This is a genomic window from Hyalangium sp. (assembly GCF_045802625.1).
Taxonomy (GTDB): domain Bacteria; phylum Myxococcota; class Myxococcia; order Myxococcales; family Myxococcaceae; genus Hyalangium.
Map to the genome: position 1 here is coordinate 53174 of NZ_JBJMQP010000042.1, position 18596 is coordinate 71769.

General features: G+C 68.4%; 16 protein-coding genes. 7 read left to right on the plus strand and 9 right to left on the minus strand.

Annotated elements, in window-relative coordinates; translation table 11 throughout:
• Positions 1 to 113: 113 nt before the first annotated feature.
• Positions 114 to 2366 (minus strand): PrkA family serine protein kinase, encoded by a 2253-nt coding sequence (locus ACJ8AT_RS07865; protein ID WP_407737012.1) that lies wholly within the window; start codon positions 2364 to 2366, stop codon positions 114 to 116.
• A 410-nt stretch (positions 2367 to 2776) separates the two neighbouring features.
• On the opposite strand from ACJ8AT_RS07865, the gene ACJ8AT_RS07870 reads away from it, so the two are divergent.
• Positions 2777 to 4300 carry an Hsp70 family protein gene (locus tag ACJ8AT_RS07870; RefSeq protein WP_407737013.1) on the plus strand — a complete coding sequence of 508 codons (1524 nt, stop codon included), beginning with the start codon at positions 2777 to 2779 and terminating at the stop codon, positions 4298 to 4300.
• A gap of 3 nt (positions 4301 to 4303) precedes the next feature.
• Here the strand turns inward: ACJ8AT_RS07870 and ACJ8AT_RS07875 are convergent, their stop codons facing one another.
• From ACJ8AT_RS07875 to fabZ, 8 genes are read right to left on the minus strand one after another with little or no spacing between them, the layout of a single operon-like run.
• Positions 4304 to 4726 (minus strand): phosphopantetheine-binding protein, encoded by a 423-nt coding sequence (locus ACJ8AT_RS07875; RefSeq protein ID WP_407737014.1) that lies wholly within the window; start codon positions 4724 to 4726, stop codon positions 4304 to 4306.
• Positions 4723 to 5397, minus strand: coding sequence for a nitroreductase family protein (locus tag ACJ8AT_RS07880; RefSeq protein WP_407737015.1), 675 nt, complete (start codon positions 5395 to 5397; stop codon positions 4723 to 4725). Before ACJ8AT_RS07880 ends, ACJ8AT_RS07875 begins: the two co-directional genes overlap by 4 nt.
• Positions 5394 to 6137, minus strand: coding sequence for an SDR family NAD(P)-dependent oxidoreductase (locus ACJ8AT_RS07885; RefSeq protein ID WP_407737016.1), 744 nt, complete (start codon positions 6135 to 6137; stop codon positions 5394 to 5396). Before ACJ8AT_RS07885 ends, ACJ8AT_RS07880 begins: the two co-directional genes overlap by 4 nt.
• Positions 6134 to 7333 carry a beta-ketoacyl synthase N-terminal-like domain-containing protein gene (locus ACJ8AT_RS07890; protein WP_407737017.1) on the minus strand — a complete coding sequence of 400 codons (1200 nt, stop codon included), beginning with the start codon at positions 7331 to 7333 and terminating at the stop codon, positions 6134 to 6136. Before ACJ8AT_RS07890 ends, ACJ8AT_RS07885 begins: the two co-directional genes overlap by 4 nt.
• Positions 7330 to 8613, minus strand: coding sequence for a beta-ketoacyl-[acyl-carrier-protein] synthase family protein (locus ACJ8AT_RS07895; RefSeq protein ID WP_407737018.1), 1284 nt, complete (start codon positions 8611 to 8613; stop codon positions 7330 to 7332). The genes ACJ8AT_RS07890 and ACJ8AT_RS07895 overlap by 4 nt, the downstream gene beginning before the upstream one ends.
• Complete coding sequence (locus tag ACJ8AT_RS07900) at positions 8610 to 9653, minus strand: beta-ketoacyl synthase N-terminal-like domain-containing protein (RefSeq protein WP_407737019.1); 1044 nt, start codon at positions 9651 to 9653, stop codon at positions 8610 to 8612. Before ACJ8AT_RS07900 ends, ACJ8AT_RS07895 begins: the two co-directional genes overlap by 4 nt.
• Complete coding sequence (locus tag ACJ8AT_RS07905) at positions 9650 to 10849, minus strand: beta-ketoacyl-[acyl-carrier-protein] synthase family protein (protein WP_407737020.1); 1200 nt, start codon at positions 10847 to 10849, stop codon at positions 9650 to 9652. The genes ACJ8AT_RS07900 and ACJ8AT_RS07905 overlap by 4 nt, the downstream gene beginning before the upstream one ends.
• Positions 10850 to 10879: 30 nt before the next feature.
• Positions 10880 to 11347 (minus strand): 3-hydroxyacyl-ACP dehydratase FabZ, encoded by a 468-nt coding sequence (gene fabZ, locus ACJ8AT_RS07910; RefSeq protein WP_407737021.1) that lies wholly within the window; start codon positions 11345 to 11347, stop codon positions 10880 to 10882.
• Between the two features lie 153 nt (positions 11348 to 11500).
• On the opposite strand from fabZ, the gene ACJ8AT_RS07915 reads away from it, so the two are divergent.
• From ACJ8AT_RS07915 to ACJ8AT_RS07940, 6 genes are read left to right on the plus strand one after another with little or no spacing between them, the layout of a single operon-like run.
• A complete protein-coding gene (locus ACJ8AT_RS07915; protein ID WP_407737022.1) occupies positions 11501 to 13249 on the plus strand; it encodes a radical SAM protein in 1749 nt (582 codons plus the stop codon).
• On the plus strand, positions 13246 to 13986 hold the full coding sequence (locus ACJ8AT_RS07920; protein ID WP_407737023.1) for an SDR family NAD(P)-dependent oxidoreductase: 741 nt from the start codon (positions 13246 to 13248) through the stop codon (positions 13984 to 13986). Before ACJ8AT_RS07915 ends, ACJ8AT_RS07920 begins: the two co-directional genes overlap by 4 nt.
• A gap of 17 nt (positions 13987 to 14003) precedes the next feature.
• Entirely contained in the window at positions 14004 to 15497 is a 1494-nt protein-coding gene (locus ACJ8AT_RS07925) for a radical SAM protein (protein WP_407737024.1), read from the plus strand.
• Positions 15494 to 16237 carry an SDR family NAD(P)-dependent oxidoreductase gene (locus ACJ8AT_RS07930; protein WP_407737025.1) on the plus strand — a complete coding sequence of 248 codons (744 nt, stop codon included), beginning with the start codon at positions 15494 to 15496 and terminating at the stop codon, positions 16235 to 16237. Before ACJ8AT_RS07925 ends, ACJ8AT_RS07930 begins: the two co-directional genes overlap by 4 nt.
• A 9-nt stretch (positions 16238 to 16246) precedes the next feature.
• A complete protein-coding gene (locus ACJ8AT_RS07935; RefSeq protein WP_407737026.1) occupies positions 16247 to 17554 on the plus strand; it encodes an aspartate aminotransferase family protein in 1308 nt (435 codons plus the stop codon).
• On the plus strand, positions 17539 to 18264 hold the full coding sequence (locus ACJ8AT_RS07940; RefSeq protein ID WP_407737027.1) for an SDR family NAD(P)-dependent oxidoreductase: 726 nt from the start codon (positions 17539 to 17541) through the stop codon (positions 18262 to 18264). The genes ACJ8AT_RS07935 and ACJ8AT_RS07940 overlap by 16 nt, the downstream gene beginning before the upstream one ends.
• The last annotated feature ends 332 nt before the right edge of the window (positions 18265 to 18596 follow it).

The following is an 18596-nucleotide window of genomic DNA, read 5'->3' on the forward strand; positions in this document are numbered from 1 at the left end:
CGCTCCGGGTGAGGGGTACGCGAGTACGTACAACCTTGAGGGGTAGATCTTCCCGTCCCGCGCCGTGATGCGAAAGCATCACGCCCTCCCAGCCCTCCCCTGCCCGGCTGCCCTCAGGCGTAGCGCTTCTTCATCAGGAAGAGGATCGCGTCCTTGGCGCAGTGCTCGCAGTAGCCGTACTTGTCCGCCATCGTCTTGAGCGTGCTCTCCACCTGGGCCTGCTCGCGTGGGGTGAGCATCCCGCGATCCTCGGACAGGTACTTGAGGACGTTCTCCTTGTTCTTGCGCAGCACCCGCTTGCGCTCCTCGAAGTAGTGGTCGCGCAGGCGCTTGAAGATGTCCGGGAAGATGACCGAGTAGTCCATCCCCCCCGCCTCCGGGTTGTCCAGCCGGTGCGCGCCGATCGTCGAGATCAGCCCGCGGCGGAACTCGCCCGCATCCTCTCCCTTGGGCATGACGATGGCTTCCAGCTCCGCCATGCGCTGCTCGTCCGGCCGCTCCATCTCGCCGGTGACGCGGTTGCGCATCTTCTCCCCGCGCACCCAGTGGCTCACGTGCTGGACGTAGCGCTCCACCAGCTCGCGGTACTGGCCCTCGGACACCAGGCCCATCGAGTCGCGCACCTCCGAGTCCACCAGCTCCAGGTACTGGCCCTCGACGGCCCGGACGAACTCCTCGTGATCGTGGTAGCCGTCGACGATCTCCTGCTGCAGGAACTCGAAGACGCTCTTGTCCTGGCAGATGGCCTCGAGCTCCTCGAGCACCGCCAGCGCGTGCAGGCACTTGTAGTCGGCGCTCTGCGCCGCGTTGAAGAGCGCCATCTTGATCTCTCTCGCGCTGGCGCCCGAGCGGCCCTCGTAGTTGGGGTACGCGTCCGACTCCTCGTAGAGATCCTGGCGCAGCTTCTTGAGCTCCTTGGTGTTCGCCATGCTCAGCCGCGCCGGGGCCCGCCCCTCCTCGTAGAGGTGCATCTTCTCCACCGGGGTGACGTGATCGACCAGCTCCTTCACGTCCGCGGCGTAGCGCTCCGGGATGGGCTTCTTCAGGCGCGTGAGCACCGCCCACATGGCGGCCACCTCGGTGGCGTGCGGCGCCACGTGCTTGCCCACCGACGTCGGGGTGATCTCCGCGTCGTACACCTCCTGCTCCAGCTTGTAGCGGCGCAGGTAGGGCACGCGCACCAGCTCGATGCGGCCCTTGAACGAGGCGAAGTCCGGCAGCTCCTTGAAGGCCCCCAGGTGCTTCTCGTTCGCCGAGGCGATCAGCACCTCGTCCAGCTGCAGCACGAAGGGCTCCAGGGGCACCTGAGCCGTCTCGCTGAAGCCCAGCAGGTACTTGAAGGCCTCCAGCGGGCGCTTGAGCAGATCCGAGAATTCGATCAGGCCGCGGTTGGCGTGCACCAGCGGGCCGTGCGGCTCGTAGAGCACCACGCCGTGTAGCGCCGCCGGCAGGTTGAGCTGGGTGCGATCCGCGGTGATCTGCTGGGCGATGGCGTCCACGCTCATCTGCGGCTCCACCGTCACCGTGCCCACCTGGTAGCGCCGGGAGATGTAGAAGCGCTCGATCTGCACGTGGCGCAGCACCTTCAGGTAGTCGCCCGCGTACGAGGCGAGCAGCGCCGAGTAGATGCGCCGGCACTTGTGGCACATCTCCCCGTCCCGGATGTAGTCCGAGAGGATGAAGTCCCCTGTCTCCCCGTCTCCGTTTCCCAGGCCCTTCTTCTTCAGCGCGGACTCCAGCATCTTCCGGCGCTCGGGGGGCGGGATGACGAACAGCGGGTGATCATTGAGCTCGCACGGCATCCGGACATCGATGGACTCCGCGTCCAGGTGCGCGTACGAGGTGGGATCGTCGCCGGAGGTGGGCACACGCTCGCCGAAGCCGATGGAGCCCTTGATCAGCTTCTCCGAGGGGAACACCCAGCCCAGCCGGTAGAGCGCGCCCTGCGGCTGGCGCGAGTAGTCCTCCATGCCCGTCTTGAGCGCGTTGATCAGGGTGGACTTGGCGCTGCCGTTGGGGCCGTGCAGGAGGATGAGCTTGTTGATGCGGCCGGCGCGCACGAAGTTGCCCAGCAGCCGGTAGATGGCGTTCTGGATCTCCTCCTGGCCAGCCACCCGCCCATCCTTGTCGCTGGAGGGCACGTCGAACACCTTGAAGCGCCGGATGGTGCCCGTGGGGTGCGGCACCTGCTCGGCGCCGTAGTGGTCCATCACGTCGTGCAGGTACTGGGCGGCGTTGCGCGCCTGGCCGCGCGGATCGTTGAAGAACAAGGTGACGTACTCTTCGAAGGACAGGATGGACCTGTTCTTGACGAAGTCCGCGGACACCTGACCCCCGATGTCCTGCAGGTAGCGCTTGGCTTCCACGGTGTCTCTCCCGGGTGCTTGAGTCGTGGCCTATCTATCCATGCCACCGAGCCACCGCCATTGCTCGGGGGAACACAGGAACTTTCCCCCCGGTGCAACAGATGTCCAGGGCCTCGCTCGCACATGTGTTGGTGGCTACGCGCTCCGGGGGCTCGTCCCGCTCGCCGAGGGGTAGCCCGCCTCCCACGGCCCGGCTTCACCCCGGGTATCGGACGAAGACCCGGCCAAGCCGGAATCCGCTACAAGCGAGATAGTGCTCGTGGATCTTTCGGCTCCCACTACCCGGGAGGACTTCCGGGAGCGAAGCGACGGAGCGTGCCGTGCCACCTGAATGCTTACTCGCGGGCGCATTCCTGGTGAAATAGGGTCGTCTTCCGTCCTCTTCCGGCCACTCTGGGAGTCCCCGCCCGATGCAAAAGAAGGAGCCCATCATCGGCATCGATCTCGGCACGACGAACTCGTGCGCGGCGTATGTCGACGACAGTGGGAACACGAAGCTCATCCCCTACAAGGGCGGTGACTACACCATCCCCTCCATCTTCGCGATTGACGACAAGGGCAACGAGCTCATCGGCTACGAGGCCAAGCGCCAGTGGCAGCTCAACCCGCGCAACACCGTCTACGGCGCCAAGCGCCTGGTGGGCCGGGGCTACAAGAGCGACATCGTCGACACGATGAAGAAGGTCGTGGCGTACCAGATGCGCCCCGGCAAGAAGAACGAAGTCGTCCTGGACGTGGGCAAGAAGGAGTTCTCGCTCCAGGAGATCAGCGCCAAGCTGCTGAACAAGATCCGGGACGTCGCCTCCAACTACCTGAAGGTGCCCATCAAGCGCGCGGTGGTGACGGTGCCGGCGTACTTCAACGATCGGCAGCGCCAGTCGGTGAAGGACGCGGGCAAGCTGATCGATCTCGAGGTGGTGCGCATCATCAACGAGCCCACCGCGGCGGCGCTGGCCTACGGCGTGGGCAAGAGCCTCAAGGAGAAGGTGGTCATCTACGATCTGGGCGGCGGCACGTTCGACGTGTCGATCATCGAGATCCGCGATCGCGTCTTCGAGGTGAAGGCCACCGGCGGCGACATCTTCCTGGGCGGCATCGACTTCGACAACGCGATCATCCACCACGTGCTGAAGGACTTCGCGTCGAAGACGGGCATCGATCTGGCCACGGATCCGGTGGCCATGCAGCGCATCAAGGATCTGGCCGAGCGCACGAAGATCGATCTGTCGGCGCGCGAGGAGGTGCCCTTCAACATCCCCTTCATCACGATGACGGCGCAGGGCCAGCCGCTGAACATCGAGATGAAGTTCACGCGGAAGATCCTGGAGATGCTGACCAGCCACCTGATCGACAAGTCGCTGCAGATTGTCGCGCGGGTGCTGGTGGACGCGGGGCTGTCCACGAAGGAGGTGGACGAGGTGATGCTGGTGGGCGGGCAGACGCGCATGCCCATCGTCCAGGATCGGCTGACGAAGTTCTTCGGCAAGCCGCCGAGCAAGGGCGTGCACCCGGACGAGGCCGTGGCCATTGGCGCGGCGCTCTACGCGCACTCGTTGCAGGACGACACCAACCTGCGCATCCAGCTCTTGGACGTGATCCCGATGGCGATCGGGCTGGAGAAGGCGGGTGGGATGTTCCACACGGTGTTCCCGCGCAACGCGGCCATCCCGAACGCCAAGCAGCTCCTGGCCACGACGAGCATGGACAACCAGACCGAGCTGGCCATGCGCATCTACCAGGGCGACCACGAGATGGTGGCCAACAACGAGCTGCTGGGCGAGTTCACCTTCTCGGGGATCCGGGCGGACAAGGCCGGCAAGGTGCAGGTGGAGATCACCTTCGACGTGAGCATCGAGGGCATCCTCACCATGCGCGCCAGGGATCCGGCCACGGGCCGCGAGATGCGGACCACGGTCCGCGTTACGCAGAGCTGAGGCTCAGGCGCTCTGGCCCTGGCGCTTGGCGAGCACCAGGTTCACGAACGTCCGCACCGAGAAGAGGCTGAGGATCTGCGCGGGGCGCAGCCCGGGTTGGATGCGGTGGGTGGCCTCGGGCATCAGCTCCCGGAGCCGGGTGAGCCCTGCCTCCGAGATGAGGCCTCCGGGCGCGAACTCCTCGTCCGACATGGTGCCTCGGGCGGCGCGCTCCATCTCTCCGCGCGTGATCTGGATGTCGAAGGCGCGCTCCAGCTTGAAGACGATGTCCAGGAAGTCGAGCGACTCGGCTCCCAGCTCGTCCATGAGGATGCTCTCCAGCTTCACCTCGGAGACGTCCCGGGCGAGCGCCTCGGCCACCACCTCGCGGACCGTCTGCTCCGTCTTCTGGACTTCGTCCTTGCTCGCTGCGACTGCGGCGGTCATTTCTGGGCCTCCCGCGGCTCGGCGTCATCCTCGAACCAGCTCACCACCTGCGCAAGGGGCTTGCGCGGCTGCTTCGTCGGGAGCTGGTCCGGGTAGCCCACGGCGATGGCTCCCACCATCTTCCAGGGGTCTCGGATGTCCAGCAGCCGCTGGATCTCATCGCGCCCGATCATCGGCCCGGACATCCAGCAGGCCCCGAGCCCCTCGGCCTGAGACTGGAGCAGCAGGGCCATGCAGGCGGCGCTGGTCGAGCAGAGCTCCGCCTGCATCGACGCGGCGGTGTGGAACTTCGTCGGGTCCCCTCCTCCCGACGCCACGAGGTTGGCGATCAGGTCCGGGTAGACGCGGTACTGCGGCACGATGATGGCCGCGGCGGTGGAGAGGGGCTCGTGGAAGAAGTCCCCGTACTGGCCGAAGTCCTCCGCGTGATGGCCTTTGCGGATGATGGCCTTCATCTCCTCGGCCCGGTCGCGGACGGCCTCGGTGATGCGCTGGCGGAGCTCCGCCTTCGTCACAACCGCGAAGCGCCAGGGCTGGCGATTGGTGGGAGATGGCGCCGTGATGGCCGCCTGCACCAGCCGCTCCAGCACGGCGTGAGGCACGGGCTGCGCCGTGAAGGCCCGCACGCTCCTGCGCTGCGAGAGGAGATCGAGAAAGGAGTCGCCATTCATTCGAGCTTGAACCCTCCATCCACGTTCCACACCTGGCCGGTGACATAGCTGGCATCGGAGGAGCACAGGAAGGCTACCACCTTCGCCACCTCCTCCGGCCGGCCGGGACGCCGCAGCAGGATGCGCTTCTTCACCTCATCCGGCGCGAGCGCCAGGATGTCCTTGGCCATGTCGGTCTCGATGACTCCGGGGGCCACCGCGTTCACTCGCACGTTCCTGGGGGCCAGCTCCACGGCGAGGGCCCGCACGAAGGACTCCACCGCGCCCTTGGTGGCGGCGTAGAGGCTCTGCCCTCGTCCCGGCCGCTGCCCCGCGACGGACGAGAGCGCCACGATGGAGCCTCGCCGCCGCCCGATCATCCGCTTGGCGGCCTCGCGGCAGCAGTGCACCACACCGTCCAAGTTGACGGCGCGGACGATGTCGAGGTCCTCGGGGGTGCTCGCTCCCAGGAGCGTGTCGCGGGTGATGCCGGCGCCGCAGACGAGCACGTCCACGGGTCCGAGCTGGCGCTCTGCCTCCTCGAAGAGCTGCGCCACCTGGGCGGAGTGGGTGACGTCGGCCCGGAGCAGGAGCGCCTTCTGGCCGAGCGCCTCGACCTCGCGGGCCACCTCGGCAGCGCGGGGTTCCTGATCGCGGAAGCCAATGGCCACCGAGTAGCCACGCCGGGCCAGCTCCACCGCGACGGCTCGGCCGATACCGCGTGAGCCTCCCGTCACCAGCGCCACCGGCGTGTCGCTCATGGTTCACCTCGGGCGGCGAGCGCGTTGCCTATCTCGATACGGACCGCGGCCACCAGACCGGGCGCGCCGGTGGAGAGGGCCAGCGCGGAGCGTGCTCCCGTGGGCATGGAGTCCTTGACTGGAACAAGCGGACCTTCCGCTGGCTCGCGCAGCCCGGCGATTCCGGGGAGTACGCCTCGGCGCAGGCAGCTCGCGAGCGCGATGGCCTGAACCAGCGTGGTCGCCGCGCCCAGCTGCCCGAAGGCCGCCTGCACCGCCGTGAGCCTCGCTCCTTGTCCCAGCAGCGAAGCGAGCACGGATCTCTCTTCCGCATCCAAGGTGGGCCCGGCCCTCCCGGAACCATCGATGAGGGTGTCCGCTTGGGCGAGGCGTGAAGCCACGGCGGCGAGTATCTCCGGTGCAGGCTCAGAGGAACGACCATCGCCCCCATCCGCAGCGGTGATGGACGCGAGCGCACGGCCTGTTCCCGGCCGCTGCAACACGAGCGCCGCAGCGGCCTCACCAGGGACGAAGCCGCGCGCATGAACATCATAGGGAGCGGTCAGGTTCGAGAGCTCCACGGTCGTCGCCGCTCCTCGCGCGGCCAGGTCTACCAGCGTCTCGGGCTCGAGCAGCGAGTCGTAGGCGAACACCACCGCCATATCGATGCTCTCCGCCTCGAGAGCCCGGATGGCTGCCGCGAGCGCCTGTGCTCCAGCCGTGGCCCCGCCGTAGGTCGCGCCATCTCCCCTCGCCGACAGGTCTGCCGCCAGGAGCGCGTGGGCGTTGTTGGAGAGGTGCTTGAGCATCCAGTACGGGTGGATGCGGTTGAGGCCTCGCTGCCAGGTCCCGCCCTGCTCCGGCTGCTGTCCGGAGAGGGCCTCCATCATGTCGTCCCAGTGGGCGCGCAGCCCGCCGTAGCCGCAGAAGATGCCCAGCCGCTCGCCCGAAGCGTCAGCGCCCTGCGTGCGGGCTTGCTGGAGCGCCTCGTGCGCCGCTTCCAGCCCGAAGAGCCCCATCCTCCGCAGGAAGCGCGAGTGCCGGGAACGCTGGGGCGCGGAGAGGAGCGGCGCGCCGATGCGACAGGCGTATGTGCGGGTCTCGAAGCGGAGCTTGTCCGTCGCGGCCCGCTCGCCCGCGAGGAGCCGGCTCACCGCGGTGTCCACCGTGTCTCCCAGCGGTGTGCGCCAGGCCCAGCCGACGATGTCCGCGCTCATGCCCCTCTCCCGAGGATGAGGGTCGCGTTCTGGCCGCCGAATCCGAAGGAATTCGAGAGCACGGCGTCCACGTGCGCCTCACGCGGGCGCTCGCCGATGACGTCGATGTCGCACTCGGGGTCGCGCTCGCGGTGGTGCGCGGTCCCCGGCAGACAGTCTCGCTGGAAGGGCAACAGGCAGGCCGCGATCTCGACGGCTCCCGAGGCGGCCATCAGGTGCCCCACCGCGCCCTTGATGGAGCTGACGGGCACGGCGCCCAGCACCTCGCGGATGGCTCGGGCCTCCGCGGGATCATTGAGCGGTGTGCCCGTGCCATGGGCGTTCACGTAGCCGATGTCACGAGCGGTGAGCCCTGCACGCTTCAGCGCCTGCCGCATGGCCCGCTTTGCCATCGCTCCATCGGGCAGCGGGGCCGTGGCCCTGTAGGCGTCCTGGGTGCTCGCCCATCCGAGGATGCGAGCCAAGGGGCGTGCCCCCCGAGCCAGAGCGCGCTCCTCTGATTCGACGACGAACATGGCGGCGCCCTCGCCAATGACGAGCCCATCCCGGCGCCGATCGAAGGGACGGCACGCATCGGGCTCAGCGCGCGGAGAAGGAGCGCCCAGGCGAGACATGCCGCCCAGGCCGAGCGGGTTCACCATCGAGTCACTCGCCCCACACAGTACCCGCGTGGCCGCGCCCCGCTCGATGAGGGAGGCGGCGTGCGCCACCGCGAGAGTGCCCGCCGCGCATGCTGAGACGTGAGGAATCACGGGCCCGGTCAGCCCCAGCATCCTCACGAGCCCCTCCGCACACAGATCGATCCGCGAACGGAAGCGCGTCCGAGGCAATGACGCTCCTGGCTCGGAGGACCAATCGATGGACGCGCGCCCACTCTCCTTCCGGAGCAAAGGGCCGAAGTCTTCGAGGAAGGCCTGCTCCAACCCAAGCGCCATCGACAGCCACGTATCCGTCCCATCGTCGCCACAGCCCGCCTGACGCCAGGCCTCCAGGGCCGCGACCCACCCGAAGCCAATCTTCCGGTCGCGTAGTGCTCCGGACGCCTCCCAGCCTTCCAGAGTCGCCTCGGGCAGGCGTCCTCCCAGGTACTCCCGGAGCCAGGCTGAGTCCGTCTTGAGGACCGGTACCTCTCCGGCCACACGCGTCGGGAACCCCGAGGCATCGAAGTGCCGGATGGGACCCACGGCGGCGCCTCCCTCGGCGAGCGCATCCCAGAAGGCTCGCGCGCCTACGCCCAGGGCGGACACCACTCCACAGCCGGTGATGACAGCCCGGCTCATGGCGCCCCCTCCCGCGAGAGCCCTATCAGGCCCACGTCTCCATCCGGCCCCGTGACGAGCACGGCGGCCCGACTCACGTCTCCGTCCTGAAGGAGATCCAAGGCCGCCACCGTCGCCAGCGAGGCGGACGCTGCCAGCGCTTCCCCGAAGAGCCCAGCGGCCTCGAGCACAGCGCCCGAACACACCGAAGACGCCAGCTCCCGCGCGGCGCCGCTCCGCTTCGGAGTGGCTGCGAGCACCACCCTCTCAGGACGCATCTCCAGAAGAGAGCGCTTCGCGGACTCGAGCGCGAGCGCAAGCCCCTGCCGTCCGGGATGGACCTCGCAACGTTCGAGCATGGCGAGCGGGCGCTCAGCTCGCCCAGAGGCCAACGCGAGCAGAGCAGCCCCCTCCCCTGGCACGGCGTCTGCCTCTTCATCGCGACGCAGCTCCGCCCAGGTCACCGGGTGCAGCGCCGAGTCCGCTCCGCCACCGAGGGCCGCCTCGCACTCGCCCGAAGCCACCGCGTGGCGCGCCTCCGCGAGCGCGAGCACCGTGCCCACACCACGCGAGAAGATCGCGGCGTTCGGCCCCCTCAGCCCCTCGCGGATGGCGGCGTGGCAGAGGGTGTAGTTGTTCATGAGCTGAAAGGCGAACAGCGGATTGCAGGCCCCAAGCCCCGCGGAGCCGAACCGGCCGAGCTCAAAGCGCCCTTCCGAGATGCTCGCGTCGAGCATCGCCTCGAGTTCCTCCACCGCGCCCCCCGAGGCGCCCACTCCGAGGAAGAAGCCAGTCTCCTCCCGAGGCAGCGAGGGCGCGTCCAGGAAGAGCTGCCGCGCCGCGACACACGAGAGGCGCGCGCCACGGCTCATCAGCTTGCGCTGGCGCGGCTCCACATCCTGCGCCGTGGGCAGGGCAGGAACCTGCGCGGCAAGAAGTCCCCCGAGCACCTCACACGGCGTGGCCGCCTTGTCACCCGAGAGCAATGCCTTGCCCAGACCTCGCCAGCCGAGCCCTCGGGCACTCACGGCGGAGGCGGCGACCACGGCCACGGGCCTCATGCGCGGACCACCACGAGGCTGGTGTTGGCGCCCCCGAAGGCGAACGCATTGACGAGGGCCGACCCCACTCGCTTGCTCAAGGCCGTGCCCTGCACGTGCGGAAGCTCGCAGCGAGGATCCGGATGGCGAAGGCCCGCGGTCGGAAGCACTTCCCCTCGCTCCAAGGCGTAAACCGCACAGAGGAACCCCAGCGCTCCCGCCCCCGCGATCCAGTGGCCCAGGGCTCCCTTCACCGAGCTCACGTGGGCCTCGGACAGCCGCGAGCCCAGCACCCGCCGGAGCGCCTGGGCCTCCACCTCATCGTTGAGCTGCGTCGAGGTGCCGTGCGCCTGCACGCAGTCCACCGCGTCGAGCTTCGCCTCTCGCAATGCGGCCCGCATGGCCACCGTGGCGCCCTGCCCCTCCGGGTCGGGAGCGGTGAGGTGCCACGCATCGAGTGAGCGCCCCACCCCAGCCACCGACGCCACGGCACTCCCTCGCTCCGCCGCGAGGACGACCATGGCCGCGCCCTCCCCCACGACGAAGCCATCTCGGTGAGCATCGAAGGGACACGAGACACCACGGGCCGACAAAGCCCCCAGCAGCCCGAATCCCGCCAGCATCAGCGGGTCCACGTCCGCGCCGACGCCGCCGCACAGCGCCACATCCACCTCACCCCGGCGAATGGCCCGCACGCCCTCCGCGATGGCCGCCGCGCCCGAGGAACAGGCCAGCGACAGCGTCTCGCAAGGCCCACGAGCCCCCACCTCCCCCGCCAGCATCGACGCCACCGCCGCGGGAGACACCGCCGCCGCATCGATGCGCGGGGCCAGCTCTCGCGCCCGCTGGCCAAAGGCCGCATGGTCGAACCGAGCACCACCTCCCGCCGCCTGCGCCAGCGCCAGCACCGTGGAGAAGCTCGCGCGGCCAGACTCCGCGCCCAGGAAGACACCCATGCGCTCGGGAGCGGCCACAATCCCCGCCTGAGCCCAGGCTTCACGAGCGGCACGCAAGGCGAACTCGCGCCGGCGATCCTCCGCTCCCTCGGCGATGCCGCGCACCGGCGCCGCCACCTGACAGGGGAAGCCCTCCACGTCGAAGTGCTCCACCCGGGCGATGGCGCTCTCGCCTCGTGCAAGGGCCGCCGCGGTGCTCGGCCAGTTCAGCCCCAGCGCCGAGACCGCGCCCACCCCTCGGACGAAGGCCTCACGCCGCATGATCGCTCCCAGTGTCTGGATGCCCCGCCGTCACGGCTCCTCCGCGGCTCCGGTGAGCCAGACGTTGAGCACCTCTCGACGGCGGGCACGCAGCTTCTCGCTCTTCACCTCGGCGAAGGCGAACGTGAGCTCGGCCTCGGCCGCGAGCTGCCCGTCCACGGAGGCCGTCGCCCGCACCTGGCCTCCCTCCTCGCGGGCGGTGATGAGCCGCGCCTCCAGCTCCAGCTTGTCGCCTGGACGCACCAGCCTGCGGAACTTCGCCCGGTCCACCATCGTCAGCAGCGCGTGGAGATCGTTCCGTCCACGCTCGCGCATGGTCGCCTCCACCAGCACGCCGCCGAGCTGCGCCAGGGACTCGACGATGAGCGCTCCCGGCATGACGGGGTGGCCCGGGAAGTGATCGACGAAGATGTCGTCCGAGAGCGAGACGCACTTGACGCCGTGCGCCACCTCCGATGGCGTCAGGCGCGTGATGCGGTCGAGCAGGACGTAGCGCACGGGGACCCCTCCACCGGAGCGTGACGGGCTGGGGCTATAGCACGCGGCGCAAGGCCCTGGACAGGCGCACTCCAGACAAGCACGATGCCCCCCACCTGCGTCGCCCGATGCGCGCGTGAAGCGTGCCCGAGTCGCGGCGTTCCCGGAGGCTCCATGGAGTGCACGAGCTGCGCGCCCGTAGCAGGAGTGGTCCAGCGAGCGGACAAGCCCCACACCTTCCTGCACCACGAGCCCTCGCACTGCGAGCAGTGCCACCAGGACGTGGAGGCGCGCGTCGTCATCCGCAAGGGCGAGGTCTGGGCGCTGAAGTTCTGCCCCACCTGCGGCCAGACCGAGGCCAAGGTCGCCGACAGCGCCGATGCGTACCTCGAGGCCTGGGTGAAGCGCGGCGAGGTGGTGGACGACGATCGAGACCACCTCTTCAAGCACACCACCTCCACCTGCCCCCAGTGCCTCGCGCTCTTGCAGGCCGAGGTCGTCATCCGCAAGGGCAAGGTCTACTTCAAGAAGAACTGCCGCAAGTGCGGGCCCTCGGAGGCCCTGGTGAGCGAGGACGCGCGCTACTACGTGCGCGCCTACACCTTCGCTCGCGCCGGCACCGAGCCGCTGAAGTTCGCCGCCGAGGTGAAGCACGGCTGCCCCACCGACTGCGGCACCTGCGGAGACCACGAGCAGCACACGTGCCTGCCCATCGTCGAGGTAACGGACCACTGCAACCTCGAGTGCCCCATCTGCATCGTCAACAACCAGTACTCCAACCACATCGAGCCGGCGGCGTTCCAGCGCATCGTCGATCAGATGGTGGAGCGCGAGGGACAGCTCGAGTCCCTGGCCCTCTCGGGCGGCGAGCCCACCAGCCATCCGAAGATCCTCGAGCTGCTCCAGATCGCCAACCGCCCGGAGATCGGCCGCATCGTCCTCATCACCAACGGCCTGCGCCTGGGCCGCGATCGCAAGTTCGCCGAGGCCGTGAAGGCCACCGGCGCCTACGTGGGCCTGCAGCTCGACGGCTTCACCGCCGACACGCACGAGAAGATCCGCGGGCGGGATCTCTCCAAGGACAAGCAGGCGGCGCTGAAGATGCTGGAGGAGCTGAACATCCCCACGCAGATCATCTTCGTGGCCACGCGCGGGGTGAACGAGCACCAGATCGGCCAGGCGGTGCAGCTGCTCATGGAGAAGGACTTCGTCCTCTCGCTCAACTTCCAGCCGGCCGCGTACACGGGCTTCGGCGGTGGCGCCTTCAAGCACGATCCGATGGATCGGCTCACCATCCCCGGCGTCATCCAGCGCATCGAGGAGCAGACCGGCGGCAAGCTCAAGGTGAGCGACTTCTCGCCCCTGCCGTGCTCGCATCCACAGTGCGTCTCGCTCACGTACCTGCTGAAGCTGAACGACGGCTCGTACATGCCCTTCGGGCGCTTCGTGGACTTCAGGCGCCACGGGACGCTGCTGCGCTCGTCGGCCACGCTCGGCGCCTCGCCGGAGATCCATGACGCGCTGGAGGAGGTCATCCACGACGTCTTCGCCCGCCAGGACGAGGTGGAGCGAGGCACAGACGTGCTCAAGGCGCTGCGGCGCTCGCTGGACGTGATGTTCCCGGACCGCAAGCTGACCAACAAGGAGTCCGTGCTCATCGGCGAGCAGCAGGCCAAGAGCATCTTCCTCCACCACTACATGGACCGGCACGACTTCGATCTGGAGCGGCTGCGCAAGTGCTGCCACCACTACCCCCAGGTGGATGGACGGGTGATGCCCGCGTGCGGCTTCAACATGTTCCACCGCGGCGCCGCCAAGGGTTCCCAGACGCAGATCGCTCCCTGGGGCAAGAAGCCGTGGACGACGAACCCGCCCGTCAACGCCGCGGGCCCGGCGAAGTTCAAGCTGCCGGTGGTCAAGTGAAGCTGTTGGAGGGCCGCACGGCGCTCGTCACCGGCGGCTCGCGCGGGCTGGGGCGAGCCATCTGCCTCACCCTGGCACGCGAGGGCGCCAACGTCGCCTTCTGCTACGCGCGCTCCGAGGAGCACGCCACGGAGACGCTCGCCCGCATCCAGGAGCAGGGCGTGCGCGGCTGGGCCTTCAAGGTGTCCGTGCTCGACAAGCCCGCGGTGCAGCAGATGGTGCGCACCCTCGAGAAAGAAGCGGAGGGCGTCGACATCCTGGTGAACAACGCGGGCGTGGGACAGGTGGTGCCGCTGGCGCTCATGGAGGAGGAGGATTGGGATCGGGTGATGAACACGAACGTCAAGGGCGCGTTCCTCGTCACCCAGGCGGCCATCCGCGGGATGATCCACCGCAAGCGCGGCCGCATCCTCAACATCAGCTCGCTGGCCGGGGTGAAGATGATGCAGGCCCCCGTGCACTACTGCGCGGCGAAGGCGGCCCTCAAGGGCTTCACCGAGGCGCTGGCCAAGGAGCTCGGCCGCTACGGCGTCACGGTGAACTGCCTGGCACCCGGAGTCCTGGAGGAGGGCGTCTCCGGCAACCTCCCGCAGCCTCGGCTCGAGGAGTACCTGCGCAACTGCGCGCTCGGGCGCGTGGGCACCATGGCGGAGACGGCCGAGGTGGCCGCCTTTCTCGTCTCGGATCGCAACAGCTACATGAACGGAGCCACGCTCGTCCTGGACGGCGCGGTGTGATGTGAAGAGGGGCACATATGCCGGATGGATCCGCGGTGGCGGAGCGGCTGCTGCATGAGACGACCAGCCTCTGTAGGCACTGCAAGAACGCGGTGCCCGCGCAGGTGCTGGCCGTCGGCAACGAGGTGCACATGCGCAAGCGGTGCGAGGCGCATGGCCCCCAGTCGGTGATGCTCTCGGATGACGCGGCCTGGTACGAGCGCACGCGCGCCATCTCCACGCCGCCCGCGCCTCCCGTGGTGCGCAAGCAGGTGGAGCATGGCTGCCCGTTCGACTGCGGCGCCTGCTCCACGCACGAGCAGAAGGTGCGCCTGCCGGTGGTCACCATCACCAGCGCGTGCAACCTCAACTGCCCCATCTGCTACGTGCACAACAAGAACGAGGGCGCCTTCCACATGTCCCTCGTGGAGTTCGACAAGATCCTCGGGCACCTGGTGAAGGACCACGGCGGCGAGCTGGATCTGATCAACTTCACGGGCGGCGAGCCCACCGTCCACCCGCACTTCCTCGACTTCATCGAGCACGCGCACAAGGCCGGGGCCCACCGCGTCACCATCTGCAGCAACGGCATCAAGCTCGCCCAGGACGAGCGGCTCGTGCAGCGGCTGGGCGAACTCCAGGCGCGGGTGGCGCTCTCGTTCGACTCCTTCGAGTCCTCCGTGGATCAGGCCATGCAGGGCGCGCGGCTGCTGGACATCAAGCTGCGCTGCCTGGATCTGCTCGACAAGCACAACGTGGACACCACGCTCATCCCGGTGATGACGCGCGGGTACAACGATCACGAGATCGGCCGCATCATCCAGCTCGGGCTGGAGCGCTCGTGCGTGCGCCACCTGGAGATCCACACCATCACCTATACCGGGCAGGGAGGCGTGAGCTTCGATCGCTCGGGCCGCATCTCGATGCACGAGGTGCTGCGCCGCATCGAGGAGACCACGGGAGGCATGCTGCGCGAGCAGGACTTCGTGCCCTCCCCTTGCGCGCACCCGCTCTGCTACCAGATCGCCTACATGCTGCTGGATCCCGAGGGCGGCCCGCCGGTGCCCTTCGCCCGCTTCATGCCACCCGAGCAGTTCTACCAGGTGCTCGGCGAGCGGCTCTATCTGGAGCCCAGCCCGCGCCTGGAGGTGGCGATGCACGACGCCATCGATCGGCTGTGGGCCTTCGGCGGCGACGAGGCGGAGCGCACGCTGCGGATGTTGAAGCACCTGCTGGGCGTGCTCTTCCCGCAGGGCCGGGTGCTCAGCCGCCACGAGGGGCTGCGCGCCTCGGAGCGGTGGGTGAAGGCCGTCTACGTCCACTCGCACATGGACGAGGAGACCTTCGACGTGGAGCGGGTGATGCGCTGCTGTGACTCCAACTGCTACGCGGATGGGACCACCATCCCGGTCTGCAACTACAACGTGCTGTACCGCGAGAAAGAGACCAAGTTCATGCGCTCGCCGAAGGCCTGGAACGAGCGGAGCGGCGGCTTCAAGCTCCCGGTCCTCAACGGAGGGCGAGGCCAGTGACGCCACGCATGGACGGGAAGCGCTGCCTCGTGACAGGAGGCTCGCGCGGGCTGGGGCTGGCCATCTGCCAGGAGCTGACGCGAGCGGGGGCTCGCGTGGCCTTCACGTACTCGAAGAACACGCGTGACGCGGAGGACGCCCGGACGCGCATCACCGAGGCAGGCTCGGCACCGCTCGTGTTCCAGGGCTCGGTGGCGGACGCCGAGCACGTGAAGAAGACGGTGGCCGCCGTGACGGAGGCCTGGGGCGGAATCGATGTGCTCGTGAACAACGCGGGCGCCAACCAGGTGCTGCCCATCGCGCTCATCGAAGAGGCGGACTGGGACCTGGTGATGGACGTCAACGTCAAGGGCACCTACCTGTTCTCTCGCGCGGTGCTGCGTCCGATGATCCGCGCTCGGGCGGGGCGGATCCTCAACATCGGCTCGTTCGCCTCGGAGCGCGTGGTGGAGGCGCCGGTGCACTACGCGGCGGCCAAGTCCGCGCTGCGCGGGTTCACGGAGGCGCTCGCGCGAGAGGTGGGGCGCTACTCCATCCAGGTAAACCTGCTGGCGCCGGGGCTGATGGAGGCGGGCCTGTCGCGCTCGCTGCCCCAGCACCGGCTAAACGAGTATCTCGGCCAGTGCTCTCTGGGGCGGCTGGGGACGGTGGAGGAGATTGCTCGCATGGCCGTCTTCCTCGTATCGGACGAGAACACGTTCATGACGGGCGCCAAGGTGGTCGCCGACGGTGGCCTCTAGGAGCGAGCGATGACGACCCACATCGAGGACATTCTGAGGCGGGGGTTCGAGGACTTCCGCGAGTTCGTCAACCCGCTCATCGCCCTGCGCGCCGAGGTCGCCGGGGAGCCCACGCGCGTCGTCCACACAAGAGAGGGGCGCCTGGAGGACGTCGAGGGCCACGTCATCGAGGACTTCCACGGTACGCAGGCGTTCGGGCACCGCAACCCGGCGATCGCCACGGCGGTGCGCGAGTTCCTGGACTCGGACTCGCCCTCCTGGTTCCCCTCGCGCGTGAACCCGTACGCGGGGAGCCTCGCCCGGCGCCTGTGCGAGCGCACCGGGTATTACTCCAACGCCTTCTTCGCGAGCTCGGGCAGCGAGGCGGTGGAAGCAGCGCTCAAGCTGGCCCGAGCGGTGACGCGCAGGCCGCGAGTGCTCTCGCTCGAGCGCGCCTACCACGGCTGCACCATGGGGAGCTGTGGCCTGATGACTCCCGGGACGTTCCGGGATCCCTTCGAGCCTCACCTGCCGGGCGTGGGTCCCCTGCCCTTCGGAGACATTGACGCGCTCGCGAAGGCCCTGGAGCAGAAGGACGTGGCGGCGGTGGTGGTGGAGCCCATCCAGCTCGAAGGCGGCGTGCGGCCCCTGTCCCCGGCGTACATCGAAGCGCTGTGCGAGCTGACGCAGCGGCACGGCACCTTCCTCGTGGCGGACGAGGTGCAGACGGGCCTGGGGCGCACCGGCCGGTTCCTCGCGAGCGAGCGCTGGCCACGCCGCCCCGAGTGCGTGTTGCTGGCGAAGCACCTCGGAGGGGGGCTGCTGCCGATCTCCGCGATGCTCACCCGGCGCGAGCTGTTCGAGACGGCGTACGGGAAGAACTTCGAGACGGCCGAGGCGCACAACTGCACCTTCAGCGGGAGCGCGGTGGTGTGTGTCGCCGCGCACGCCGCGCTGGATCTGCTGACGGACTCGCTCGTCGAGCGCGTGCGCGACGTGGGAGCCAGCTTCCGCGCGGGGCTCACGGAGGCGCTCTCCTCGCTGCCGCTCTTTGAGGAGATCCGCGGAGACGGGCTGGTCGCCGGAATCGTGCTCAAGCCCACCGAGCACCCGTGGCTGTCTTTCGAGCACTTCGGCATGGAGGATCTGGCGCACCGTCCCACGGTGGGGCTGCTGCTGTGCCACCGGTTGTACAAGCGCGGTTATTTCTGCTTCGTCTGCGGCCATGATTGGAGCGTGCTGAGGCTGCAGCCGCGCTTCACCATCGCGCCCGAGGCGCTGGCCACCTTCACCCGGGTCGCCCGGGAGGAACTGGAGTTCCTGTGCAATCTCGACTGAATCCTCCCCGGGCGCTGGTCTTCGGAGGCACGGGCACGCTCGGAGCCGAGGTCCTCAAGGGACTGGCGCGAGCGAACATCCCCACTGCTTTCACCTGGCACCAGTCACGCGAGCGGGCCCACGCCCTGGCCAGCGAGCTGTCCATGCGGCCCATGCAGGTGGACCTTTCGGACGCGGTGGCAACGCGCGGCGCCCTGCGGGCGCTGCGAGAGGAAGGCTTCGCGCCCAACCTCTTCATCCACTGCGCGGGGCTGAACGCGAGCGCCTCGCTCGACAAGATCACGGATGAACTCTGGCAGAAGACGATGGCGGTGAACTGCCAGTCCGCCTTCATCGCCTGCCAGGAGCTGGCCCCCACCATGGCGCAGGCCGGAGAAGGGCACATCGTGCTCGTGGGAGCGCTGGACCGGACGCAGTCAGCGCCCTCTCCCGTGCACTTCGCCGCGTCCCAGGGAGCCTTGTCCGCCATGGCCATGGCGGTGTCCAAGGAGCTGGGACCCAAGGGCGTACGTATCAACGTGGTGGCGCTCGGACTTCTAGAGGGCGGCCTCTCGCGCGAAGTCGGCGAGAAGCTGGTGGCCGACTACAAGGGCTTCAGCGCCCTGCGCAGGCTCGGCCGGCCCGAGGAGGCGGCGAAAGCCATCCTGTGGCTCGCGCTCGAAAACACGTACATGAATGGCAAGGTGATGCCGGTCAACGGTGGCATCTAAAAGATACCTTCGACACTCGCTCCCACCTCAATTTTTGTCGAATATCAAATCAACGCGTGTTAACATCATGCGCACAGTCGCAGGGAATTGCGCGGCACGAGAGGGGGGGCCGCCACCGTCTCGTTACATCATGGATTGAGGTTTCAATGAAAGGCAGCCAATCTCCTCGCCTGGGTATTTTTCGTTCACTCGGGTTCGCTCTTGCTGCATCTGTGGCGCTCGCAGCTTGCGGTGGCGAGATAAAGGATACGCCCGAATCCGCACCTGAGCGGACGGTGAATGCACAGTCTTGCGTGGGTGATGATCACGGCGCGTACAGCTGGTGTCTCACC

What these genes read in the sequence shown, in the direction of transcription:
- ACJ8AT_RS07925 (WP_407737024.1), top strand. Translation starts at nt 14,004, where the DNA reads ATGCCGGATGGATCCGCGGTGGCGGAGCGGCTGCTGCATGAGACGACC.
- ACJ8AT_RS07900 (WP_407737019.1), bottom strand. Translation starts at nt 9,653, where the DNA reads ATGAGGCCCGTGGCCGTGGTCGCCGCCTCCGCCGTGAGTGCCCGAGGG.
- ACJ8AT_RS07890 (WP_407737017.1), bottom strand. Translation starts at nt 7,333, where the DNA reads ATGAGCGCGGACATCGTCGGCTGGGCCTGGCGCACACCGCTGGGAGAC.
- ACJ8AT_RS07870 (WP_407737013.1), top strand. Translation starts at nt 2,777, where the DNA reads ATGCAAAAGAAGGAGCCCATCATCGGCATCGATCTCGGCACGACGAAC.
- ACJ8AT_RS07885 (WP_407737016.1), bottom strand. Translation starts at nt 6,137, where the DNA reads ATGAGCGACACGCCGGTGGCGCTGGTGACGGGAGGCTCACGCGGTATC.
- ACJ8AT_RS07895 (WP_407737018.1), bottom strand. Translation starts at nt 8,613, where the DNA reads ATGAGCCGGGCTGTCATCACCGGCTGTGGAGTGGTGTCCGCCCTGGGC.
- ACJ8AT_RS07875 (WP_407737014.1), bottom strand. Translation starts at nt 4,726, where the DNA reads ATGACCGCCGCAGTCGCAGCGAGCAAGGACGAAGTCCAGAAGACGGAG.
- ACJ8AT_RS07880 (WP_407737015.1), bottom strand. Translation starts at nt 5,397, where the DNA reads ATGAATGGCGACTCCTTTCTCGATCTCCTCTCGCAGCGCAGGAGCGTG.
- ACJ8AT_RS07905 (WP_407737020.1), bottom strand. Translation starts at nt 10,849, where the DNA reads ATGCGGCGTGAGGCCTTCGTCCGAGGGGTGGGCGCGGTCTCGGCGCTG.
- ACJ8AT_RS07915 (WP_407737022.1), top strand. Translation starts at nt 11,501, where the DNA reads ATGGAGTGCACGAGCTGCGCGCCCGTAGCAGGAGTGGTCCAGCGAGCG.
- ACJ8AT_RS07935 (WP_407737026.1), top strand. Translation starts at nt 16,247, where the DNA reads ATGACGACCCACATCGAGGACATTCTGAGGCGGGGGTTCGAGGACTTC.